Annotated in this window: 24 protein-coding genes; 9 read left to right on the plus strand and 15 right to left on the minus strand. The window is 69.9% G+C overall.

Going from position 1 to position 21965, the window contains the following annotated elements; translation table 11 throughout:
• The first annotated feature begins 159 nt into the window (after positions 1-159).
• The gene (locus LX16_RS23110; RefSeq protein ID WP_158645706.1) at positions 160-741 is read left to right on the plus strand and encodes an LPXTG cell wall anchor domain-containing protein; all 582 of its coding nucleotides are present in this window, start codon (positions 160-162) and stop codon (positions 739-741) included.
• On the opposite strand, the gene LX16_RS23115 is transcribed toward LX16_RS23110, so the two are convergent.
• Positions 685-1314 (minus strand): MarR family winged helix-turn-helix transcriptional regulator, encoded by a 630-nt coding sequence (locus LX16_RS23115; RefSeq protein ID WP_147143261.1) that lies wholly within the window; start codon positions 1312-1314, stop codon positions 685-687. The genes LX16_RS23110 and LX16_RS23115 overlap by 57 nt on opposite strands.
• Positions 1315-1377: 63 nt before the next feature.
• Between LX16_RS23115 and LX16_RS23120 the strand changes: the two genes are divergently transcribed.
• Both LX16_RS23120 and LX16_RS23125 read left to right on the plus strand, forming a co-directional pair.
• Positions 1378-2103, plus strand: coding sequence for an SDR family NAD(P)-dependent oxidoreductase (locus tag LX16_RS23120; RefSeq protein WP_147143616.1), 726 nt, complete (start codon positions 1378-1380; stop codon positions 2101-2103).
• Between the two features lie 163 nt (positions 2104-2266).
• A complete protein-coding gene (locus LX16_RS23125) occupies positions 2267-3592 on the plus strand; it encodes a Gfo/Idh/MocA family protein (protein WP_147143264.1) in 1326 nt (441 codons plus the stop codon).
• A 41-nt stretch (positions 3593-3633) separates the two neighbouring features.
• Here LX16_RS23125 and LX16_RS23130 read toward each other — a convergent pair whose 3' ends face one another.
• On the minus strand, positions 3634-4464 hold the full coding sequence (locus LX16_RS23130) for a phosphoribosylaminoimidazolesuccinocarboxamide synthase (protein ID WP_147143267.1): 831 nt from the start codon (positions 4462-4464) through the stop codon (positions 3634-3636).
• Positions 4465-4476: 12 nt separating this feature from the next.
• Positions 4477-5085 carry a hypothetical protein gene (locus tag LX16_RS23135; RefSeq protein WP_211354719.1) on the minus strand — a complete coding sequence of 203 codons (609 nt, stop codon included), beginning with the start codon at positions 5083-5085 and terminating at the stop codon, positions 4477-4479.
• A gap of 23 nt (positions 5086-5108) precedes the next feature.
• Here LX16_RS23135 and LX16_RS23140 point away from each other — a divergent pair, with 23 nt between their 5' ends.
• The 3 genes from LX16_RS23140 to LX16_RS23150 all read left to right on the plus strand — a co-directional run bounded on the left by LX16_RS23140 (position 5109) and on the right by LX16_RS23150 (position 8463).
• Positions 5109-6392, plus strand: a complete 1284-nt coding sequence (locus LX16_RS23140; RefSeq protein WP_147143270.1) for a sensor histidine kinase — start codon at positions 5109-5111, stop codon at positions 6390-6392.
• Entirely contained in the window at positions 6389-7039 is a 651-nt protein-coding gene (locus LX16_RS23145) for a response regulator (protein ID WP_147143273.1), read from the plus strand. Before LX16_RS23140 ends, LX16_RS23145 begins: the two co-directional genes overlap by 4 nt.
• 296 nt (positions 7040-7335) lie before the next feature.
• Positions 7336-8463, plus strand: coding sequence for an acyltransferase family protein (locus LX16_RS23150; protein ID WP_147143275.1), 1128 nt, complete (start codon positions 7336-7338; stop codon positions 8461-8463).
• A gap of 63 nt (positions 8464-8526) precedes the next feature.
• On the opposite strand, the gene LX16_RS23155 is transcribed toward LX16_RS23150, so the two are convergent.
• From LX16_RS23155 to LX16_RS23165, 3 genes are read right to left on the minus strand one after another with little or no spacing between them, the layout of a single operon-like run.
• Positions 8527-9351 carry an ABC transporter permease gene (locus tag LX16_RS23155; RefSeq protein ID WP_147143278.1) on the minus strand — a complete coding sequence of 275 codons (825 nt, stop codon included), beginning with the start codon at positions 9349-9351 and terminating at the stop codon, positions 8527-8529.
• Positions 9338-10300, minus strand: a complete 963-nt coding sequence (locus tag LX16_RS28055; RefSeq protein WP_147143281.1) for an ABC transporter ATP-binding protein — start codon at positions 10298-10300, stop codon at positions 9338-9340. The genes LX16_RS23155 and LX16_RS28055 overlap by 14 nt, the downstream gene beginning before the upstream one ends.
• On the minus strand, positions 10297-11370 hold the full coding sequence (locus LX16_RS23165) for a LolA family protein (RefSeq protein WP_147143284.1): 1074 nt from the start codon (positions 11368-11370) through the stop codon (positions 10297-10299). Before LX16_RS23165 ends, LX16_RS28055 begins: the two co-directional genes overlap by 4 nt.
• Positions 11371-11485: 115 nt before the next feature.
• Here LX16_RS23165 and LX16_RS23170 point away from each other — a divergent pair, with 115 nt between their 5' ends.
• The 3 genes from LX16_RS23170 to LX16_RS23180 all read left to right on the plus strand — a co-directional run bounded on the left by LX16_RS23170 (position 11486) and on the right by LX16_RS23180 (position 14676).
• Positions 11486-12163 carry a response regulator transcription factor gene (locus LX16_RS23170; RefSeq protein ID WP_147143287.1) on the plus strand — a complete coding sequence of 226 codons (678 nt, stop codon included), beginning with the start codon at positions 11486-11488 and terminating at the stop codon, positions 12161-12163.
• Positions 12160-13371, plus strand: coding sequence for a sensor histidine kinase (locus LX16_RS23175; RefSeq protein WP_211354720.1), 1212 nt, complete (start codon positions 12160-12162; stop codon positions 13369-13371). Before LX16_RS23170 ends, LX16_RS23175 begins: the two co-directional genes overlap by 4 nt.
• Before the next feature lie 90 nt (positions 13372-13461).
• Positions 13462-14676 carry a hypothetical protein gene (locus LX16_RS23180; RefSeq protein ID WP_147143290.1) on the plus strand — a complete coding sequence of 405 codons (1215 nt, stop codon included), beginning with the start codon at positions 13462-13464 and terminating at the stop codon, positions 14674-14676.
• 95 nt (positions 14677-14771) lie between these two features.
• Here LX16_RS23180 and LX16_RS23185 read toward each other — a convergent pair whose 3' ends face one another.
• The 9 genes from LX16_RS23185 to LX16_RS23225 all read right to left on the minus strand — a co-directional run bounded on the left by LX16_RS23185 (position 14772) and on the right by LX16_RS23225 (position 21947).
• Positions 14772-15653, minus strand: coding sequence for an NUDIX hydrolase (locus LX16_RS23185; RefSeq protein WP_158645707.1), 882 nt, complete (start codon positions 15651-15653; stop codon positions 14772-14774).
• A gap of 82 nt (positions 15654-15735) precedes the next feature.
• Positions 15736-16131: a type II toxin-antitoxin system VapC family toxin gene (locus tag LX16_RS23190; RefSeq protein ID WP_158645708.1), complete on the minus strand. Its 396-nt coding sequence runs from the start codon at positions 16129-16131 to the stop codon at positions 15736-15738.
• On the minus strand, positions 16119-16373 hold the full coding sequence (locus LX16_RS23195) for an AbrB/MazE/SpoVT family DNA-binding domain-containing protein (RefSeq protein WP_147143298.1): 255 nt from the start codon (positions 16371-16373) through the stop codon (positions 16119-16121). Before LX16_RS23195 ends, LX16_RS23190 begins: the two co-directional genes overlap by 13 nt.
• Before the next feature lie 158 nt (positions 16374-16531).
• Complete coding sequence (locus LX16_RS23200; protein ID WP_147143302.1) at positions 16532-17380, minus strand: phosphotransferase enzyme family protein; 849 nt, start codon at positions 17378-17380, stop codon at positions 16532-16534.
• 40 nt (positions 17381-17420) lie between these two features.
• Positions 17421-18008 (minus strand): acyltransferase, encoded by a 588-nt coding sequence (locus LX16_RS28315; protein WP_147143305.1) that lies wholly within the window; start codon positions 18006-18008, stop codon positions 17421-17423.
• Positions 17996-18925 carry a class I SAM-dependent methyltransferase gene (locus LX16_RS23210; RefSeq protein WP_147143308.1) on the minus strand — a complete coding sequence of 310 codons (930 nt, stop codon included), beginning with the start codon at positions 18923-18925 and terminating at the stop codon, positions 17996-17998. The genes LX16_RS28315 and LX16_RS23210 overlap by 13 nt, the downstream gene beginning before the upstream one ends.
• Positions 18922-19695 carry an enoyl-CoA hydratase/isomerase family protein gene (locus LX16_RS23215; protein ID WP_147143311.1) on the minus strand — a complete coding sequence of 258 codons (774 nt, stop codon included), beginning with the start codon at positions 19693-19695 and terminating at the stop codon, positions 18922-18924. The genes LX16_RS23210 and LX16_RS23215 overlap by 4 nt, the downstream gene beginning before the upstream one ends.
• Before the next feature lie 56 nt (positions 19696-19751).
• Entirely contained in the window at positions 19752-20516 is a 765-nt protein-coding gene (locus LX16_RS23220; protein WP_147143314.1) for an SGNH/GDSL hydrolase family protein, read from the minus strand.
• Between the two features lie 42 nt (positions 20517-20558).
• Positions 20559-21947 (minus strand): alpha/beta hydrolase, encoded by a 1389-nt coding sequence (locus tag LX16_RS23225; protein WP_147143317.1) that lies wholly within the window; start codon positions 21945-21947, stop codon positions 20559-20561.
• Positions 21948-21965: the final 18 nt, after the last annotated feature.

Consider the following 21965-nt stretch of genomic DNA (forward strand, 5'->3'; position numbering starts at 1 on the left):
GGAACCCCTCGCCGTAGACCGGTCGTCCACAGAAGATCCGCCACGAAGGTCGCAATGGGGCCGCCCGACTCGCCCTTTTCCGACACACCCACCCGTTTTCAGGTTAATGTCCGATTCGGCACCGATTCTGGTATCCGACGAAAGCGGGGAATCAACGACATGTCACGGACGACTGCGCCCGGTGCGCCGAGGGCGGGAACACTGCTCGTCATCACCGGAACCATCGCGCTCATCGGGGGACTGCTGCTACCGGGTGCGAGTCAGGCGACCTCGCCCTGGGAGGACTTCGATCCCCTCAGCGGCGGCACGGGGTCGGAGTTCGGGGACGGCGAGTGGAAGACGAAGACGCCTCACCCGACGAAGACGCACACCCACCACCCGACGAAGTCACCGACCGACAAGCCGACCGATCACCCGACCAAGACCCACACCCACCACCCGACGAAGTCGCCGACCGACAAGCCGACCAAGACGCACTCGCCACACCCGACCAAGTCCCCGACGGAGACGCCGACCGACACTCCGTCGACTCCGCCGACGAAGTCGCCGACCGAGACCCCCTCGACCGACGGCCCCGAGACGGATACGCCACCGGTGCACCACGACGTCCCGCCGGACGACGAGCAGCGGCTGCCGACCACCGGCGCGCCCAGCGGCGTCGTCGCGGCGGCGGGCGCCACGGCGCTACTGGCCGGCCTGCTGGTCCTGTGGCGGACCCGTCGCGACCGGCCCGCCGGCTGATCCCGCCCCGCCCGGCACACCCGGTTCCGTGGGTGTGCCGGGCGGCGTCCCGACCCGGTCGGTCAGGTCCGCCAGCAGCAGCGCCAACAGTTCCGCGAGTGTGTCGCGCTGATCGCGGCCGAGGCCGGCGAGCAGGTCGTCCTCCCGGTGGAGGATGGCGGAGACCGTCTCGTCGACCAGGGCGTGGCCGGCCTCGGTGAGGCCGACCACGACGGTCCGGGGGCGGCCGCCCGGAAGTTCGCGCGTCACCAGGCCCCGCTCCTCGGCACGGTTCACCCGTTGGGAGACGGCGCCGGCGGTCACCAGGCATCGGGCGGCGAGTTCGCGCGTGGCGAGCCGGTGGGGCGGGCCTGCGCGCCGCAGCGTGCTCAACAGGTCGAGGGTCGCCGGGTCGACGTCGTGCCGGGCGAGGAGTCGTCGCCGGTCGTCGGCGAGGAGTTTGGCGATCCTCCACAGTGGCGTTATGACGAGTATCGAGTCAACGGGCAGCTCCGGGCCCTCCCTGCGCCAGGCCGCGGCGATGTCGGCGGGCGAGACGTGGGCGGGCGGGTCGAGCGGGTACCGGTCGGTCATTTGCACCCCTGTATATTTAGCCCTAAATTTAGCGCTGAACAACGAACCTACCGGGAGCATTCTATGACCCGCAACATCCTCGTCACCGGTGGTGGTACCGGTCTGGGCGCCGCGATGGCCGCGCGCTTCACCGCCGGTGGAGACCGCGTGTTCCTCACCGGCCGCCGGCCGGAACCACTCGCCGCCACCGCGGCCGCCCTCGGTGAGACGGCGACCGCGATCGCATGCGACCACTCCGACACCCGGTCGCTGCGCCGACTCGCCGACGCCCTCCCCGAGCGCATCGACGTCCTGATCAACAACGCCGGCGGCAACACGGCCATCGGCGCTCCACCGCCGGAGGACATCGAGGGCGTGGAGATGGCATGGCGTGCCAATCTGTCGGCCAATCTGATGTCCGCCGTGTTGACCACGAGCCTGCTGATGCCCCGCGTACCGGACGGCGGCAGCATGATCCACATCGGTTCCATCGCGGCCGACAAGGGGACGGGCGCGTACGGGGCCGCGAAGGCGGCCCTCGCGTCGTGGAACCTCGAACTGGCGCGGGAGGTCGGCCCACGAGGCGTGACGAGCAATGTCCTGTCGCCCGGTTATATTGTGGATACGGAATTCTTTAAAGGACTCATCACAGAGGAATCACATGCGATGCGGGTCTCCGCCACCATGATCAAGCGCGCCGGAAATCCCTCCGATATCGCGGGCACGGCCTATTTCCTGGCATCGAGTGACGCACGTAATATCACCGGCCAGGTGCTGAAAGTGGACGGCGGCGCCTTCCCAAGCAGGTGACGGTTCGGCGTGCCTCGGCAACCCTTTGCACGTGAATCCCACCCAGCGGGAAGCTGAAGAGTTAATTGCCGTCACCGCCAGAAAGAAAACTGGTTTCGGTGCCTTTCGAAAACGACTCGGCGGAGTTACGCTCCCTGTCTGTCAAACCGAAAGGATCTTGGTGATGTCAACGGTGAAGCTGGCCGTGGTCGGCACGGGGGGCCGGGGACGGACCTATGCGTCCTGGGCACTCGAACACCCGGAGGCCGCGCAGGTCGTGGCGGTGGCGGAACCCCGTGAGGACGTGCGGCGCGAGTTCGCCGAACTCCACGGCATTCCCGAATCGCACCGCTTCTCCAGCTGGGAGGAGCTGTTCGACGCGGGACGGGTCGCCGACGCCGTACTCATCTGCACCCAGGACCGGCTGCACACCGAGCCCGCGATCGCCTTCGCCGCCAACGGCTGGCACGTGCTGCTGGAGAAGCCGATGGCGCCCACGCCCGAGGAGTGCGAGCAGATCGTCGCCGCCGCCCACAAGGGCGGCGGCGTGTTCGCGGTGTGCCACGTGTTGCGGTACACCCCGTACACCAAGGCGCTCAAGGAGATCCTCGACTCCGGGGCGATCGGTGACCTGGTGACCGTCCAGCACCTGGAGCCGGTGGGCTTCTGGCACTTCGCGCACTCATACGTGCGCGGGCCGTGGCGTAACGAGGCCGAGTCCTCCTCGATGCTGCTGGCCAAGTCCTGCCACGACCTGGACTGGCTGCGGCACGTCGTCGGGCAGCCGTTCACCCGGCTGTCCAGTTTCGGCAACCTCCGCCACTTCCGGCCCGAGGGTGCTCCGGAGGGTTCGACCACCCGGTGCGTCACGTGTCCGGTGGAGCCGGACTGCGCGTACTCCGCCAAACGCATCTACACCGCCGGGCTCGAACAGAAGACCTTCACCGTCCGCCACGTCCTCGACGTCCTGGACGAACCGCACCTGGAGAAGGCACTGGCCGACGGCCCGTACGGGAAGTGCGTGTACCACACCGACAACGACGTGGTCGACCACCAGGTCGTCAACATGGAGTTCGCCGGCGGCGTCACGGGCACCTTCACCGTCACCGCCTTCACCCCGTTCGAGGACCGCAAGACCCGGTTGTTCGGTACCAAGGGCGTCATCGAGGGCGACGGTGCCGAGATCCGGGTGTTCGACTTCAACACCGAGAAGACCGTGGTCTCGAAGGTCAAGACCACCGGTGTCGGCGCCGGCAACGGCCACGGTGGCGGTGACGCCGGGCTGGTCAAAGCGTTCGTCCACGCCGTCGCCGAGAACGACCAGTCGCTCGTACTGTCCGGGCCGGACGAGTCGCTGGAGACGCACCTGGCGGTGTTCGCCGCGGAACGGGCGCGGCTCGAAGGCACCGTGGAGTCGCTGGCCGACGCACCGACGCTGTCGCGCCCGGCGCTGGCCGTGTTAGGAGACGGCCTCTCGACCCGGCCACGCCGGCACGACACGGGACGCTGAACGTGGTGGCCCGGACCGATCGGTCCGGGCCACCACGTCGCTCACCAGGTGAGGCCGGTGATCCGTTCGTACGCCTCGACGTAACGACGCCGCGTCGCCTCCACGACGTCCTCGGGCAGTTCCGGTGCCGGTTCCCGCTTGTCCCAGCCGGTTCCGGCGGCCCAGTCACGGACGAACTGCTTGTCGAACGACGGCTGCGGCCCACCCGGCGACCACTGGTCGGCGGGCCAGAACCGGGACGAGTCGGGGGTCAGCAGTTCGTCGCCCAGGCACAGTTCCCCGGCCGCGTCGACGCCGAACTCCAACTTGGTGTCGGCGACGAGGAGCCCCCGCGACAGCGCCAGTTCGGAGGCGCGGCGGTAGATCTCCATCGTGACGTCCCGCAGCCGCCTCGCCGTCTCCGGCCCGACCTTGCCGACCACGTGGTGGTAGCTGATCGGCATGTCGTGGCTGCCCATCGGGGCCTTGGTGGAGGGCGTGAAGATCGGCTCGGGAAGCCGGTCGCCCTCGCGTAGACCGGCGGGCAGGCCGATGCCGGACACCTCGTCGTCGTCGCGGTAGTCGTTGAGTGCCGAGCCGGCGAGGTAGCCCCGGGCCACGCATTCGACGTCGATCATCTCCAGCCGCCGGCACCGCACCGCCCGTCCCGCGAACTCGGCGGGCACGTCGTCGGCGGAGATCACGTGGTTGGGTATGACGTCCGCGAGCCGGTCGAACCACCACAGACTCAACGCGGTCAGCAGCCGCCCCTTGTCCGGGACGGGCGTCGGCAACACCACGTCGTAGACCGAGACCCGGTCGGAAGCGACCAGGATGATGTCGTCACCGTCGGCGTATACGTCCCGGACCTTGCCGGAGTGCAGCAGTCTCACAGCGACATTCGATCACGGCCGACCGGGTGGCCGGGAGGCGGCCACCGGACCGTGTTCCCGCCGGTCCGGCGGGTCCTCCGAGTCCCTGCCGCCGCTTCGGATCGCGGTGTACAGGTGACTCGCCGGCCAGATCGCGGCGATGAGCGGCACCTTGGCCAGCTGCGCGTTGAAGGCCACCAGCGGCATGGTGCGGTCGGCGTCACCGACCAGCCAGATCAACAGTCCGGTCACCGCCCAGGCGATGGCGTAGGCGCCCACCAGCTGCAACCAGAAGACACCCTCGTAACGGAACCGCGGCCACGGTTCCGCCGGTGCCTTCGGGACGGGCGGTCCGCCGGCGAACCGGTGCGCGAACCTCCGGTCGGCCCAGCGGATGGTGCGGTGGCCGAACATGATCGAGTAGCCGAGGTAGGCACCGGCCAGGCCGTGCCGCAGATCGGCGGTCGCGCCACCGCGCATGTCGATGATCGAGGCCGCGAGCAGCACGACGTCCAACAGCGGCACCCCGATCAGCAGCACCGTGGACAGGCGTGGCGACCGCCACAGGTATCGCGCGGCGAGCCCCGCCGCCAACAGCACCCAGAATCCGACCTCGCACGCGATGATCACCCAGATCAGCACACCGGCCTCCCCTCTCCCCCTCAATGCTGTCCGACCCGGCGCGCGGTCTCGTCCACCGCGGCGACGAATCCCGGCTGCGACTTTCGGTGTATCCGGCGGTCGTGGCGGGGCAGGAGGCGGCGCGGCTGACTCGATGGTTCGATGTAGTGGTGAGATGGCGGACCGCCGGGGATCTACGGCACGGCGTCGGAGTGGCGGTGGTGTCGTTCGCGGCCGGTGCCGTCATGTTGTCGGCGGGCGTCTACACCGATACGGGCGTGACGGTGCCGACGTGGTGGCGGTTCGTCCCGCTGACCCTGGTGTGCGCGGGCCTGGCGTTGCGCCGGGTGGCGCCCCTGACGGGGTTGGCGCTGGGGACCGCCGGGATGGCGGTGGAGGTCGTGATCGGCCTGGCGCTGGTGACGGTCTGTGTCTACACCGACAACCTGTACTCGGCGACCGTGCGGGGGCCACGACGTTCGGGCGGCGTGTTGCTGGTCGCGACGGTGACCGTCTCGGTCGCGGTGACGGCCCTGGTGTTCGCGTTGACGGATCTGCGGACGGCGTTGAGCACCGGTTCGCTGTTGGCGGTCATCACGGTGTCGCCGGTCGCGACCGGGATCGTCGTCATGCAGCATCGCGAGCAGGCCGAGTTGGAGCGTGACCGCGCCGACACGATCGCCCGGTTGGCGGAGGTCGACCGGCGCGCGGTGTTGGCGGAGGAGCGCACTCGGATGGCCAGGGAGCTGCACGACACGATCGCGAACCACTTCAGCGCGATCGCGATGCAGTCGAGCGCGGTGCTGTCGCGTCCCGACATGCCGCCGGAGACCGTGCTGCCGGTGGTGACGTCGATCCGGGCGGAGAGCGTCGCGGGCCTGGCGGAGATGCGCCGCACCATAGAGTTCCTGCGCGCCAACGAGTCGGGGGACGACGGGGTGCAGCCCCGGTTGGCCGACGTTCCGGGGGTGGTGGAGCGGATGCGGGCCGCCGGTCTGGCGGTGACGACGACGGTGGAGGGCACGGAGCGGACGTTGCCGACGGCGGTGGACTTCGCCGGTTACCGCATCGTTCAGGAGGCGTTGACCAACGCCCTCAAGTACGGGCGCGACGCCGTCGTCACCATCCGCTACCTGCCTCGGGAGCTGGAGTTGACCGTCACCAACGCGCTGCTCGAAGGCCCGGCGGCGCTACCGGGTTCGGGGAGCGGCCTGCCGGGGATGCGTGAACGCGCGATCATCCTGGGTGGTGAGTGCCGTGCCGGGCGACACGGTGACGGTTGGCGGGTTCACGCGGTCCTGCCCACGCCGGAGGAGGACGGATCGTGATCGAGGTGCTGATCGCCGACGACCACGCGGCGGTACGTGCCGGACTGGTGCTGATCTGCGCCGGCGCGGAGGACATCACCGTGGTGGGCGAGGCGGCCGACGGTGAGGCCGCCGTCGAGGCGGCGACCCGGCTGCGGCCCGACGTGGTGGTGATGGACATCCGGATGCCCAGGGTCGACGGCATCGAGGCGACCCGGCGGCTGGCGGGGATCGCCGACGTGCTGATCCTGACCACGTACGGCGGCGATTCGCACGTGTTCGCGGCGTTGTCGGCGGGCGCGGCGGGTTTCCTGTTGAAGGACACCGACGCCCCCGCACTGCTGGAGGCGATCCGGGTCGTGGCGCGCGGGGACGGCCTCATCTCGCCGACGGTGACGCGCCGCCTGATCGCGGAGTTCGGCCGCCGCCGTCCCGAGACGCCGTCACCGGATCTGGCGTTGCTGACGGCGCGGGAGCGTGAGGTGTTGGCGCTGGTCGGCCGGGGTCTGTCCAATGCGGAGGTGGCGGTGCGGCTCGACATGGCGGAGGCGACCGCCAAGACGCACGTGAGCCGGATGCTCGCGAAGTTGGGCCTGCGGTCACGGGTGCAGGCGGCGATCATGGCGCGGGAACACCGGATCGACTTAGTCCACTCCGCGTCACCATGAGACTCCACTGAGTCACTGATTCTCAGAAAATCCTCAGAAAGCTCCCAGAGTTCATTGGTAATATCCCCGGACCGTTACCCGCCCGTAATCCTTCGCGCGGGGACACGTTGCACCGCAACGGCTGCCGGGTAATGAGACGGCGACGTGACAGCGGCGTCACCGCACGGCCGATGCGCGGACACAACCGAACAGACCGAGAGCGACGAGTGGACACGGTATGCCGCGCGGGCCGAATCGCCGTACTCACGACTCGTCTGACTCCTGACCCGACGCCCGCGAGGAGTTGCCGAGACCGTATGTCCACTGAAGCGCCGGCCACGCCGATCACACCCGCCACCGACCAGGCCGCCCAGGCGGCACCACCCGCCGAGAAGAAACGGGACGCCTACTTCTCGAACGCGAAACTGGTCCTGATCGTGCTGGTGGTGTGCGGCCACGCCTGGTCCCCGCTGATCGGCGAGAGTCACTCGGTACGCGCCGTCTACATGACCCTGTACGCGTTCCACATGCCCGCGTTCATCCTGCTGTGCGGATACTTCTCGCGGAGCTTCACCGGCCGCCCCGACCAGGTCCGCCGGGTGCTGACCGGGATCGTCGCGCCCTATGTGATCTTCTCGGGACTGTACGGCGTGCTGCGGATCTGGATCGACGGGCACTTCTCCTGGAGCCTGCTCTACCCGTACTACCTCACCTGGTTCCTCGCCGCCCTGTTCGTGTGGCGGGTGACCTCACCGATCTGGCGGATCGTGAAGTACCCCGTCGTGGTCGCCACGCTGATCTCGGTCGGGGCCCTCATGATGGACCTGCCGGGCGTCTTCGACCTCGGGCGGATACTCCAGTTCCTGCCGTTCTTCGTCGCCGGGATGTTCCTGCGCCGTGAACACTTCGAACTGCTCAAGCGGCCCGTGTTCAAGTACGGCGGCCTGGTGCTGACCGCCGGGATCCTCGCACTCGCGTTCCGGTTCGGAGGCGACCTCAACACGAACTGGATCTACTTCAACGAGGGCGCCGGCCAGATGGACGTCAGCCGGACCGCCGCGCTGCCGATCAAACTGACCCTCATGGCGGCGGCCGTCGTCCTGTTGATCACGTTCTTCGCCTGGATCCCCGACCGCACGCTGCGGATCAGCCGGCTCGGCGAGGCGACCATGTACACGTTCCTGCTGCACGGGTTCGTGACGCGGGGCGCCTCCTACGTCTTCGGCTGGTACGACAACGCCTTCGTCCACACCGCACTGGGCGCGGTCACGGTGACCCTCCTGGCGATCCTGACGGCCTTCCTGCTGATGAGTCCGCCGGTGCGTTGGCTGACCCGGCCGCTGGTGGAACCCCGACTCGACTGGTTGCTCCGCAAACCCGAACGGCGGCAGAGCCGCGGTGAGGTCGAGACCCGCGGCGGTCGTGGCCGCGAGGTCACCGCCTGACCGGTTTCCGCCATCGGGCGGCACCCGCTCGTGACGAGGTGCCGCCCGATGGCGGAAACCGGTTCAACTCGTGACGTCGGCGGTGGTGAACCGCGCCCACGCCGCCGTGGCGAACACGACCGTGTACACCGCGGGACTGATGAGTCCACCGAGGACACCCGTCACGTCGACCGGGTCGCGCAGCAGTCCCGCCCAGTCGCTCCAGTAGGTGCTCAACAGGAACGGGTGCAACCAGTCGACCGCGCCGATGCCGCCGAGCACCTGGTCGACCACGAGCCAGCCGAACGCCCCGACGGCCGCCCCCACCGGCTGCTCGGTCAACGTGGAGGCGAACAGGCCGATCGCGGCCACCGCCGCCAGGCACGCCGTCACGTATCCGGCGATCAACGCGACCCTGCCCAGCGCGGGCCAGAAACCGAGTGCGCCCCCGGAGAGAGTGACCAGGTCACCCGCACCGAACAGGGCGACGCCGGTGACACCCGCGGTCGTGGCGACCGCCACGACCCCGATCGCCGCCGCGATCAGCAGCGCGGCGAACTTCACGGCCAGCAGCCGCCGACGGCTCACCGGCACGACCAACAGGTACCGGAGCGTCCCGAGGCCCGCCTCTCCGGCGACCGTGTCACCGGCCAGGATGCAGACCGCCATGGGCAGGAACACCGTCATCTCCACCGCCAGCGTCGCCAGCACGAGGAAGAGCCCGTTCCCGGTGAGCCCCGCCAGGAACGGCGGCCCGTCACCGGTGGGGCCGTAGACCCGCATCACGACACCCAACACGATCGGCAGTACGCACAACACCGTGAGCCCCACGATGTTGCGCCGCCGCGTCACGATGAGCCGCAGCTCGGACGCGAGCAGTCCACCGGTGACGCCGTCAGCCGCTGACATCGAAACCCTCCCCGGTGAGGCCGAGGAACAGTTCCTCCAGGCCGGGGGCGTGCACCCGGAAACCCACCACCGGGACCCCGGCGGTCACGACCGAGGCGATGATCTTCTCCGGTGGCGTCTCCCCCGGTTCGGCGGTGGCGCCGGTCCCGTCCGTGACCACCTCGGCCAGCCCCAGGGCCGTCAACGCCCCGGCCGCGGCGGCCGGTTCCGGCGAGTCCACCCGGACCCGCCGCCCCGCCCGGGCCGCCAGGTCGGCCAACGCGCCCTGCGCCTTCAACCCGCCCCGATGCATCACCGCCACGTGGCTGCACACCTGGGACACCTCGCTGAGCAGGTGCGTGGAGAGCAGGACCGTGGTGCCGTCGGCGGCCAGATCGGCGATCAGCGACCGGACCTCACGGGTGCCCTGCGGATCCAGGCCGTTGGTGGGTTCGTCGAGGACGAGCAGATCCCGGGGGCGCAGCAACGCGGCCGCCAGCGCGAGCCGCTGTTTCATGCCCAGTGAGTACGCCCGGTACGTCTTGCGGGCGGCCTTGAGCAGGCCGACCCGGTCGAGGGCCAGGCTGATGCGGGCGTCCCGGTCGGCGCGGCCCGTGCTGCGGTCGGCGGCGTCCAGGCGGCGGAGGTTGTCGCGCCCGCTCAGATACGGGTGGAACGCGGGTCCCTCCACCAGCGCGCCGACCTTCGGTAGCACCTGCGCCGCCCCGCCGGGCATCGGTTCGCCCAGCAACTCCACCCGGCCGCGGCTGGGCTCGATCAGGCCGAGCAGCATACGGATCGTCGTGGTCTTGCCACTGCCGTTGGGTCCGAGGAACCCCATGACGGCGCCCTCGGGTACCTCCAGGTCGAGGTCGTCGACGGCGGGAGGCGCCTTGCCGTAGGTCTTGCTCAGGCCGGTCGTACGGACGGCGCGGCGGCCGGAGACCGGCCGCCGCGCGCCGGTGGTCATGCCGTGGCCGCCACGGCGTAGAGGCGTTCGGGGGTCACCGCGCCGACGAGGAGCCTCCCGTCGTCGGTGATGAGCACCGACACCAGCGAGGACGTCAGCACCCTTCCGGATCCCCAGTCGCCGCTCACCTCGGGTAGCCGGTCGAGGAGACCCGACACCTCCGGGGCCTCGCCGGTGGCCTCCTCCGACATCCGCGCGGTGTCGAAGTCGATGACGGCGACCTTGTCCCAGCCCTCGCCTACCAGCCGTGGGGCGGTGGAGTCGGCGTGACGGCCCGACTCCCAGAGGTCGCCGACCTCGTCGGTGCCCTCGGTGACCGTCACACCGGCCGGCGCGGTGAAGGTGAAGTTCTCGGCGTCCGGAACGGTGAAGTCGATCCGGGAGAACGCGACCTCGAAGGCCGGTTCGTCACCACTGACCGGGATGATCTGGGTGGACAACGGGACACCGGTGTCGGCGTCGATCGCCAGCCGGATCTCGCCGACGAGGGAGTCCGGGTCCTTCGGCGACAGGACGAGCTGGTAGGCGGCACGGCCGGCCAGCTCGACGGTGCCGTCGGTGGTCACCTCGGTGTCGGGTTCGATCGCCGCCAGCGCCTGTTCGGCGGCCTCCATGGGCGAGGCGCCGGTGAAGTGGCTCGGCGGCCACATCGGCAGGTCGGCCGCCTCGGCGGGGGCCTCGTAGTGGACCGCCTCGTTGTCTCCGCTGTCCCAGGTCCAGACGTCGGCGCCGTTGCGGATCACGTCGGTCTCGCCGAGCTTGTCGAGGAAGGCGACGCGCACCTTGTCGGGAGCGGCGTACCACATGCGGATGCTGCTGCTTCCGGCCGACGGGAGGCCGCCGTCGGAACCGAGGTCGGGAAGGCCCAGTTCCATGTTGGCGACGACGGTTCCCGACAGCCCGGGGATGTCGGAGTTCTGGACGGCGGCGAGGAGTTCGGCCGCAGTCTGGTCCGGGAGGTCCGGTGGGTCGTCCGCCGAGACGATTCCGGCTCCGGCTCCCACCGCGATGGCGACCGCCGCGATGGACGCCGGTACGGCGAAGCGCCGGACGGTGCGATGTCGTGGCATGGTGGTCTCCTCGATCACTCGTGCGATGTGTGGAACACCATCATGCGCATCCTCGACTGAGGCGGCACTGAGAGCGTCACGGGCGGTTCCCGGTTCCGTCGATTACCGTCGATGCATGCGACTTCTGATCGTGGAGGACGAACGGCGGATGGCCGCGGCACTGGCGCGTGGCCTGCGCGCGGACGGTTTCGCCGTGGAGGTCGTCCACGACGGTCGGGCGGGCCTGGAGGCGGCCAGGTTCGGAAGCTACGACGCGGTGATCCTCGACATCATGTTGCCGCTGTTGTCCGGTTACGAGGTGATCAGGGCGCTGCGCGCCGAGAACAACTGGGTGCCGGTGCTGGTGCTGTCGGCCAAGGACGGCGAGTACGACCAGTCGGACGGCCTCGACCTGGGTGCCGACGACTACCTGACCAAGCCGTTCTCGTACGTGGTGCTGCTGGCCAGGTTGCGCGCGCTACTGCGGCGGGGGAAACCCGCCAGGCCGGCGGTGTTGAGCGTGGGAGACCTGACACTGGACCCCGGACGCCGCCAGGTGAAGCGCGGCGACACGCCGGTCGCGTTGTCCACCCGCGAGTTCGCGCTGTTGGAGTACCTGATGCACCACGCCGAGCAGGTCGTGACGAAGGTGACGCTGCTCGACCACGTCTGGTCGGCCGCCGAGGACACCCACGTCAACCTCGTCGAGGTCTACATCGGCTACCTGCGGCGCAAGATCGACGCGCCGTTCGGGCGGCGGAGTCTCCAGACGGTGCGGGGCGCCGGTTACCGGCTCACCGCGGACCCGGCGTGACCACCCGCTGGCACACCGTCCCGCTGCGGGTGCGGCTCGTCGCGCTCGGAGTGGCGGGACTGTTGATCGGCTTCGCGATCGGCGGAGCGGTACTGGTGTGGGCGCTGCACATGTCACTGCAACGCTCCGTGGACTCCTCCGCGGAGCAGACCGCCGCCGACATCGCCGAGCTGATCGCGGCCGGTGAACTACCCGATCCGATCCCCACCGGCCGGGACTCCACCATCGTGCAGGTCTTCGACGCCGACGGCCGGTTCGAACGGGGATCGCTGGGCGCGGACCCCCTGGTGCCGCTGCTTCCCAAGGACCTGTGGCCCCGCGCGTTGGAGGGCGAGAACTTCACGGTCGACGGCAGCCGGGCCAGCATGACCGGCACGCTGCGCGCCACCGCCGAGCGGGCCGGGGAGCGGACGGTGCTGGTGGCGGTGTCGCAGTCGGAACTGGACGCGGTGCCGAAGATGTCGTCGGGCCTGGCGATCACCTTCGGCGCGTTGGCGGCCGTGATCGCGGTGACGTTGTGGTGGGCGGTCGGTTGGACGTTGCGGCCGGTCGAGGCGGCCCGCGCCAAACAGCGCGCGTTCGTCGCCGACGCCGCCCACGAACTGCGCAGCCCGTTGGCGAACATGCACACCGAGCTGGAGGTCGCCGCGCGCATCGGTCCACAGGAGGACCTGATCGACGACCTGCTCACCGACGTGCGGCGGATGACGCGGATGACGGAGGACCTGCTGCTGCTGGCGCGCCTGGACGACGCGCGGCGCCCGTGGCGGCCCGAACCGGTGGACCTGTCGGCGCTGCTGCGGCAGACCGCCGACGACTACACCGACGCGCGGGTCCCGGTGCGGCTCGACCTGCCGGGATCCCCGTCGACCGTGGACGCCGACGCGGACGGGTTGCACCGCATCCTGGTGAACCTGGTAGACAACGCCGTGCGGCACGCCGACACCGAGGTGCGGGTCGCCTACCGGACGGACGGCGGCGACGTCCTGCTGTCGGTGAGCGACGACGGACCGGGCATTCCGCCCGCCGACCGCCGGCGGGTGTTCGACCGGTTCACCCGGCTGGACGACTCCCGCGACCGTGACCTGGGCGGCACCGGCCTCGGTCTGTCCATCGTGGCGGAACTGGTGGCCGCCCACCGGGGGACCGTCCGGTTGACGTCGGAGAACCCGCACGGCCTGCGCGCCGAGGTCCGCATCCCCCGGTGAGACACGGCGGCGTAATGCCGTTGCCGCCTTGCGGCCCATGGGCTACCTTGCCGTCACATCCATGCCGCGCAACGGAAGACGGGTACCGGCTTGAGCGACTACGCGCCGTTCGACGGCCTCCTCGGGCAACTGCAGCGTGGCCGTGGCGCGGGCGCCCGCACCGTGGCGGACGATCCGGCGGCCGAGTCCCTGGTGATGGACTGTGTCCGTCACGACTGGCGGTGGGAATGGCAGGTCGACGACCGCCCGGGTTACCTCGCCCGGTTGGTGCGCGACCTGGGCCTGCCGAGTGGTCCCATCGGGGAACAGCTCGAAACGGAGCCACCGGAAGCCGGTAACGACTTCGATGTCGCCGCCCGGATACTGAGCATGCTGGCCCTCATCGGGGACGAGACGGCCCGCGCCGGAATCGATCGGTACATCGCGCAGGGTCCACACTGGGTGGACGCCTTGGAGATCGTCGTCGACGAATGGCCCGCCGAGCAATGGCGGCGATACGCCGAGACCGCCCTCGCGCGACTCGATCCCCCGACCATCGACCGGTTGTTCCCGGCCGGCAAACCCTGGGCGACCTGGGAGACGATGGATCCACGGCTCGCCGAGGCGTTCACCGCGTGGCGTTCCCGATCGGACCGGCACACCGGCGACGGCCTGAGACCCGGCCTGTCCACCGATCGGTTGCTCGCCCTGCTGCGCGACCCCGACATGCCTCGCGCCGCCAAGGTGGCGGCGTTGCGGCGCCTCACCGAGCTGGCTCCGCCGCCGGAACTACTGGACCTCGCCGAGGGGCTCGTCCATGTCGTCCGCGAACTGGGAAGATCGGCCGATACCGATCCCCTTTCTCCGGCACGCCCTCGACGCACTCGGACCGGCCACCGTTCCGTATGCCCGGCGCTGGTCGGCCGAACCGGAGCACCCGCTCGCCCGGACCGGAGTGAATCTCCTCGCCGTCCACGGCGACGCCGCCGACATACCGTCCTGGCGGCGGAGTTCGCCAGGCTGCGGGACCAGGGCGAATGGTGCCGGTACGACACCTTGACCGACGGCCTGATCCGACTGGGGGTGGCCGAGGCCCCGGGGTCGGAGACGGCGACGTGGTTCCGGCGGGAACTGCGTTGCCTCTGGCAGGCGACTCCGCACAGCTATGAGCGCACCTCGTACCTTCGCGCCCTGGTCGCCCTCGACGGACCGACGACACACCCGAGCTTCTGGAGGGCCTGTGGGACTGCGAGGAGCAGGTCAGACTGCTGTCGGTCGCCACGGTTCCCGACTCCGCACCGGCCCGGGATCGGCTCCGACAGCTGAGCGACGACCCGCTGGAGACCGACGAGGTCCGCACCGCCGCGGCGGCGAGACCGGCCTCCCACCTCCCGTGACCGCCAGAGCTCGGGCTCACTCTGTCAGGGGTCGAGGCCGGCCTCGACGGCGACGGTCTTGGGCAGGCCGGGGATGTCGGCGGGTTCGAACCAGCGGACCTCGCTGGTCGAGCCACCCACGTCCACGATGGTCAACTGACTCGGGTTCGGCACGACGCCGTCCCAGATCAGGTTGATGCCGTGGAAGTCGGAGGGGCGGCCGTCCGGGGTGATCGAGTCCGGGTCGTGCCGGGACACCACTCGGCGCAGTCCGGTGAGTACAGCGCGTTGGCTGGTCTCCTCGTGGATCTCCCGCAACAGACCGGCCTCGGGCTGTTCACCGAAGTCGACACCGCCGCCGGGCAGGTGCCACTTCCCGGCGGCCCAGTAACCCTCCGGGATCATGGTCAGCAGCACCCGGCCGGCCGGGTCGGTCAGCCAGGCGTAGGCGCCGACCCGCTGCTCCAGCAGCTTGCCGGGCGGGGGTTCCGGGGCACGCCCGTGTCCCGGCGGTAGCCCGGTCTCGGACAGCCCGAGCATGGTGGAGGTGATCTGGCTCATCGGCTGACCGGCCAACTCGGTCGGGTCCACCCACAGGTTCCGGGCGTTCTCCCGCTCGGGGGCGAGTTCACCACCCGCGGTCTTCAGGTCGTAGACGATCAACGTGTGGTGTTCCCGCCACTGGTCCGTCATCGGCACCACCGCCGAGGTGACGGTGCGCAGGGCGGTGATCTCCACGTCGAGGCCGGTCTGCACGGACAGTGTGCGCGCCACCGTGTCGGCCGGATCCTCGGCGTGCTTCACCCGCCCACCCGGCAGCCACCAGGAGTCCGGCGACCCGGTCGCCTCGGTGGCGCGACGCATGAGGATCCGCCCCGCGTCGTCCGACAGAATCCCGTAAGCGCCCACCCGCATCGTCCGGTCCATGCCGACGAACCTAACAGCCACCCACGCAGATACTCGCCCCGGTCGATTCCGGGATCCGCACCGCGTCGTCCCAGCCTCGATGTCAGGCGGAGATGACCGTGATGCGTTCCGGCCTGCCGGACCACCGCTTGTCACCGGTGAGTATTTCAGCGTCGAGCGCTCGGCCTGTCGCCAACACCAACGCATCGGGGAGGCGTACGGCCGGTGACTCGGCATGGATCCGGGCCGCGATCCGGGCGATGTGCCGATCAACGGGCTGCACGGCACCTGCGAGGTCGTCGACCATGCTCTCCACCACCGCAACCGCAGATCCGCCCAGTCGCTGAGCCATCACGAGGATCTCGGCGAAGACACATGCGGGTATCACGAAAGTCTGGTCGGCCCGCCGTCGCAACTCCCGCTCGGCGGAGTCGTGGAGCGCATCCGACGGGTTCAGCAAGCCGATCAGCACGCTGCTGTCCAGTACTACCGTTCCCATTCGTCTCGCAACATCTCCACGTCGTCGGCGGTTCCCAGGCCCGGCAACGCCCCAGACCATGCGTCGAGCCTGCTGGCCTCTCTGACCAGGACGAGCCGGCCGTCACTTTCCACGCGCACGAGCAATTCGTCGCCGACTTTGATCCCCGCGGCCCGCATGGCAACGGCCGGCAGGGTCACCTGGTGTTTCGCGGATACACGAGTCACACCGGGCCTCCGCACTCGCTTTACTTTCTTGGCCATGGAGTAAAGGTATCGACGGGCCGAACTCACGTCCAGCCGATCGAGAACCTACTGATAAGAACGACGCGGCACACCACACCGTCACTGCGAGGAGATGTCCGATAGCCGACACGCGGCGGAGTGGGGCGGTGCCCGGAACGGGTGGCCGGCGGCCGGGGTCATATCGTCGGCCGTGGGGGGTATTCGGTCGCGATCCGGGTCAGTTCGCGGACCGTGGGGGTCGGATCGATGTCATGATCGATGAGCCAGTCGCACGCCGCGAGGTGATGCGCGACCGTGAAGGGTTCGTAGAGCCGGCGCACGTGGTGGCGGAACGCCCGCGTCGCCCGGTATCCGTCCAATACCGTGGACAGGCGTCCGCGGTGCCACATCGTCAACCGCACCAGGTCCCATACCGGGTCACCGGTTCGCGCGAGCCCGAAGTCGATGACCGCGGCGACCCGGCCGTCATGGAACAGCAGGTGGTCCGGGGAGAGGTCGCCGTGCAGGAGCCGCCCCGGAGCCTGCGGGGCGGCCATCGCCCGGGCCGTCAACTCCGCCAGCCGGTGTCGTATCGGATCGGGCAGCGCACCGACCGGCCCGGGCCGGTACAGCACCGGCGTACTCTCGTCGCCGCCGCCGAACAGCGTCGGCAGCCCCGCCGGTGGCGGATGGTCGTGCAGCCGTCGCAGCACCGCTCCGGCCCGATGCCAGTCGGCGTCGGGATTCTCCGGGCCGAGCGGGTTGCCCGCCGTCCACGGGATCATCAGCACCGCGAACTCGGTGGTGTCGAAATGGGCCAGGACGGCCGGTACCGGGACGCCGGCCGATTCGGCCGCGCGCATCCCCTCGACCTCGACGGCGAGATCGACGATTGCGGTCTGCGCCTTGACGACCACCTCGCCGAGGTCGGGATCGGAACTTCGGAACACCGCGCGGTCGTAGTGGTCGACCAGTACCTCCGCCACGATGACGCGACGGGCGAGCCGGCCTTCGACGGCTCGGATCACGGACACCAGCATCGACATTCGACGATCGTGCCTCTCGACCCGAACGCCCACAAGCCCCTTACCGACCCGCGACCACTTCGGAAGGATCGGCCGTCTGTCCGGTGGGCCGGTGGCCGATGACGCGGGCGGGGACGCCGGCGACCACCGCGCGGGGCGGGACGTCCCGGGTCACCACCGCTCCGGCACCCACGACGGCGCCGTCCCCGATCGTGACCCCCCTACAGACGACGACCTTGGTGCCGAGCCAGCAGTCGGAGCCGATCCGCACCGGCGCCTTGCGGATGCCCTGGTCCTTGATCGGCACGTCCACGCCGTCGAAGACGTGGTCGAAGTCGATCACGTAGACGTCGTCGGCGATCAGGGTGTCCTCTCCGATGTGGACGTCGAGGTAGCAGTTGACCGTCACCCTGGCGCCGAGGACACAACGGTCACCGACGCGCAGACTGCCCTCGTGCGCCCGCAACGCGCTGTCGGTTCCGATGTGGGCGTCGGCGCCGATGCGCAACCGGCCGTAGGTCGGCCGGGCGACCAGGTCGACACGACGACCCAGGTACACCATCCCGTCGCAGCGCACCTGCGGACGACGGACCCGCAGGTACGCGAACCGCAGGAGGTTCCACCAGAACCGGGGCTTCAGCCGCCACATTTCCGGCCGGTCACCAGGACGTTGTAGAAGACGTCGGCGGGCAGTACCCGGGCGAGCTCCCTGTCGAGTCGCGACAGCACCTGCCAGCCGCGCATCGCGAAGTTCGCCCAGCCGAAACCGAGCCGTTCCGGCGGCACGGCCGCCTCGAAGGTCCGCACCGGCCAACCGAGGAACGCCGCCGTCAACTCCTCGGTCTCGGTGCGCACGTCCACCGCGCCGGCCCGTTCGGCGAGTGCCGCCAGTTCACCGGGCACGAAGGTGTGCAGGTCCACGACGGCCTCCAGGGCCGCCGCGGCCGAGGACTCGTCCAGCTCCACCTGCGGTCGTCGCCAACCCGACAGACCGGGCAGCCGGGTCACCGTGGTGGTCGCCCACCAGGTCAACCTGCCGAGCCGCCGGGCGTAGAAGTCTCCGATGCGGGTCGGGTCACCGGCGAACACGAACCTGCCGCCGGGGCGCAACACCCGAAGCACCTCCTCGAACGCCTTACCGACGTCGGGGATGTGGTGCAGTACGGCGTGCCCGACCACCAGGTCCACCGACTCGTCCGGGTAGGGGATGGTCTCCGCGTCGGCGACCCGTCCCTCCACGTCGAGGCCGAGCCGTTCGGCGTTGCGGCAGGCCACCTCCACCATGCGGGGCGAGATGTCGGTGACGACGCCGCGCGTCGCTACGCCCGCCTGCATCAGGTTGAGTAGGAAGAACCCGGTGCCGCTGCCCAGTTCCAGTGCCGTCGGATACGGCCAACCCGTCTCGCCGGCGGCGAGGGCGAACCTGCCCCGGGCGTAGTCGACGCACCGCCGGTCGTAGGAGATCGACCACTTGTCGTCGTAGGTCTCGGCCTCCCAGTCGTGGTAGAGCACGTTGGCGCGCTTGGGATCGCTGCGGGCGGCCTCGACCTCCTCGAACGTGGTCATCGGCCGCTGAATCCCGGCTTGCGCTTCTCGGCGAACGCCGTCATGCCCTCGTGGGCGTCGTGGGTGGCGAACAGGCCCGCGAACAGTTGCGACTCCCACGCGAGGCCGGCCGGGAGTTCGAGTTCGAGACCGGTGTCGACCGCCTGCTTGGCGGCCCGCAACGCGCGGGGCGCACCGTCGGCGAACACGCCGGCGAACGCCTTGGCGGACTCGAACACCTCGGCGGCGGGGACCACGTCGTCCACCAGGCCGATCCGTAGCGCCTCCTGCGCGTCGATCATGCGGCCCGTGAAGATCAGTTCCTTGGCACGCGACGGACCGATCAACCGGGGAAGTCGCTGCGTTCCGCCCGCACCGGGGATGATCCCCAGCTTGATCTCCGGTTGACCGAGCTTCGCGTCGTCGGCGCAGATCCGGATGTCGCAGGCGAGCGCGAGTTCGCATCCGCCGCCGAGGGCGTATCCGGTGATGGCCGCGATCACCGGCTTGCCGATCCTGGCGACCGCGTCGAAGGCGGACGACAGCCGGGGCGCCCGGGTGGACATCTCCGGGTATCCCATGCCGGACATCTCCTTGATGTCGGCTCCGGCGGCGAACACCTTCTCGCCGCCGTAGACGATCACCGCCCGGATGTCGTCGTCCTCGTCCGCGGCGAGGGCGGCCTCCCGCAGCTCCTCCTGCACCCGGGTGCTGAGCGCGTTCATCGGGGGCCGGTCGAGGCGGATGACACCGATACCGTCGGTTTGCTCAAGGTTCACGAACTCTGCCACACCGGCAGGCTACACGCCGTGCGCATCCCGGGCGCGTTGTCGCCGTGTCGGTGCGGTCAGGTCGCGGCCCGCGACGGCGGCGCGAGTACCTGGCGCAGCGCCGAGTACCACTTGTCGGCCATCTTCCGGGCGCCCGAGCCGTCGGTGTGGAGGCCGTCATAGGTGTCGGCCTCCACGTCGAACCCGGCGTTCTGGTCCACGACGAGGATCGGCGACTCGACGGTGTCGTGTCCCTCCGCCCACGCCGGGATGCGGGCGTTCAGCTCGTCCACCTGGGACGGACAGTGAAGGCACGCCTTGTCCATCGGGTACTCGGTCATCGGGATTATCTGGGCGATCACGATGACCATGTGCGGGTTCATCTGTCGCATGTGGTCGACCAGGGTCGAGTACCCGGCGAGGATCTCGTCGGTGGTGTCGCCACGCCTGATGTCGTTGGATCCGATGTGGACGAGCATGACGTCGGCCGGGTCGCGTTTGAGCCAGCTGAACAGCAGCCCCTCCTCCGCGACGCCGGTGGCCTCGAAACCGCTGTAGGCGCGGCTGTCGTCGTCGAATCCCTCGTCGCACTCGGGTCCCTGCCGCTTCCCGACGAAGTCGAGGTCGTCGTAACCGGCGTCGGCCAGCCGGTTCCACAACAGCGAACGCCAACAACCGGTGGAGCCGCTGATCGAGTCCCCCAGCGGCATGATGGACACGGTGCCGTCGTGCACCGAGATCGGCAACGGCGACTCGACCGGGTTCCGCATCACCACGGCCGCCGCGGTGGCCATCACCGCGAGAACCGTCCACAGCAACGCCCGCTTCGCGATCGTCCTCAATCCTGCTCCTCGTGTCGGTCGGCCCAGAGGTCCGGAGGGTCGTCAGTCACAGCCGGGCAGCGCCGGGGGCTGTCGCGTGAGCAACCGCGGTTCTTCGCCGGTGAACACCGCCAACATGTTCGACCAGGCGTCGGAGTTCGGGATGAACACCTCACTGTGCGCGTGGATGCCGCCGATCTCCTTACCGGTGATACCCAGACTGCCCAGGGTTCGATTCACGTCGTCGAGGGCCTGGGGATCGTCGGGCAGCGACCCGGTGACCAGGCGGAGCACCCCGGGCATGTCGGCCACCTCGACGCCGTGCCCGAGGCCGGTGAAGCCGGGGACGTCCTGGACGTATCCGATCGGGTCGCCCGGGGCCATCAGGTCGTACCGGGTGCGGCACGGCGAGGTGTAGTCCCGCGGGCCGGACACGCCGTATCCGGCGCCGGCGGAGGCGATGTGCATGACCCGGTCGACGTCGATGTCGTAGGTCTCGGTCATGCCTACGACGGCGCCGCCGTAGGAGTGACCGGCCAGGGTGATGGTGGTGTCGCCGCCGACCTGTCTGCGCAGGTCGGCGAGGAACTCGGCGAGCCGGGGCGCGGCGTCGGCGGCCCAACTCGACCCGGCCTCCTGTATCCACCCGGAGGGGAACGGCGAACCGGCCCACACCAGCATGGCGAGGTCGCCGCCGGCCGCGTCTACGAAGCTGCCGGCGCGGTCGGAGTAGCGGGTGAAGTTGTCGCTGGATATGAAGGCGCTGCCGCCGGGGACGAGCACGCCGACGTGGCGGGCGGTCGACAGGTCACCGACCAGTTCCACCCAGGAACCCTGTCCGTCGTTGGCGAGCGGGTCGAGGTAGACGAGCCGGTGGCCGCCGTCGATCACCCGCTGGAAGTCGGCTCGCGGTTCCCGCTCGTCGTGCCAGGGTCGGTCGGGGCCGGGCCAGTAGGTGGATTCGGCGACGGAGGCCGCCAGCCGGATCCGGTTGGCGGTGACGCGGTTCTCGAAGGGTGCGCCCGCCAGGTTGCCGACCACGCCCGGGAAGACGACCGCCAGCCAGTCGGCGACGTCGCGGGGGAGCCGCTGGTACACGTCGCCCGGCGCGGTCGAGTCCTCCGCGGACATGCCGGTGACGAGGGCGGCGAAGGCGGCCTCGGTGGGATTCGGGGAGTCCGGGTCGGGTCTGGCACCGCTGCGTTCCATCGCCAGCAGCGGGTCGGCGGCGACCCGTTCGGCCACCACCTCGGGGGACGACCCGACGTATTCGGCGGGTAGGTGGGCCTCGACCATCCGCATCGGGTCCGCGTCCGTCATCCGCTCGGCGATCTCCACGGAGTCGACGACGGTGGATTCCCGGGGTGCCGGCGGCCACCAGGTAGTCGTCACCGCGAGCAGCACGAGCAGCACTGACACACCGGCGATCACTCGGCGGGTGGTTCGGTTCACCTCAATCAGGGTAACGGT

Source organism: Stackebrandtia albiflava (assembly GCF_007994225.1).
In the GTDB taxonomy this organism is placed as follows: Bacteria; Actinomycetota; Actinomycetes; order Mycobacteriales; family Micromonosporaceae; genus Stackebrandtia; species Stackebrandtia albiflava.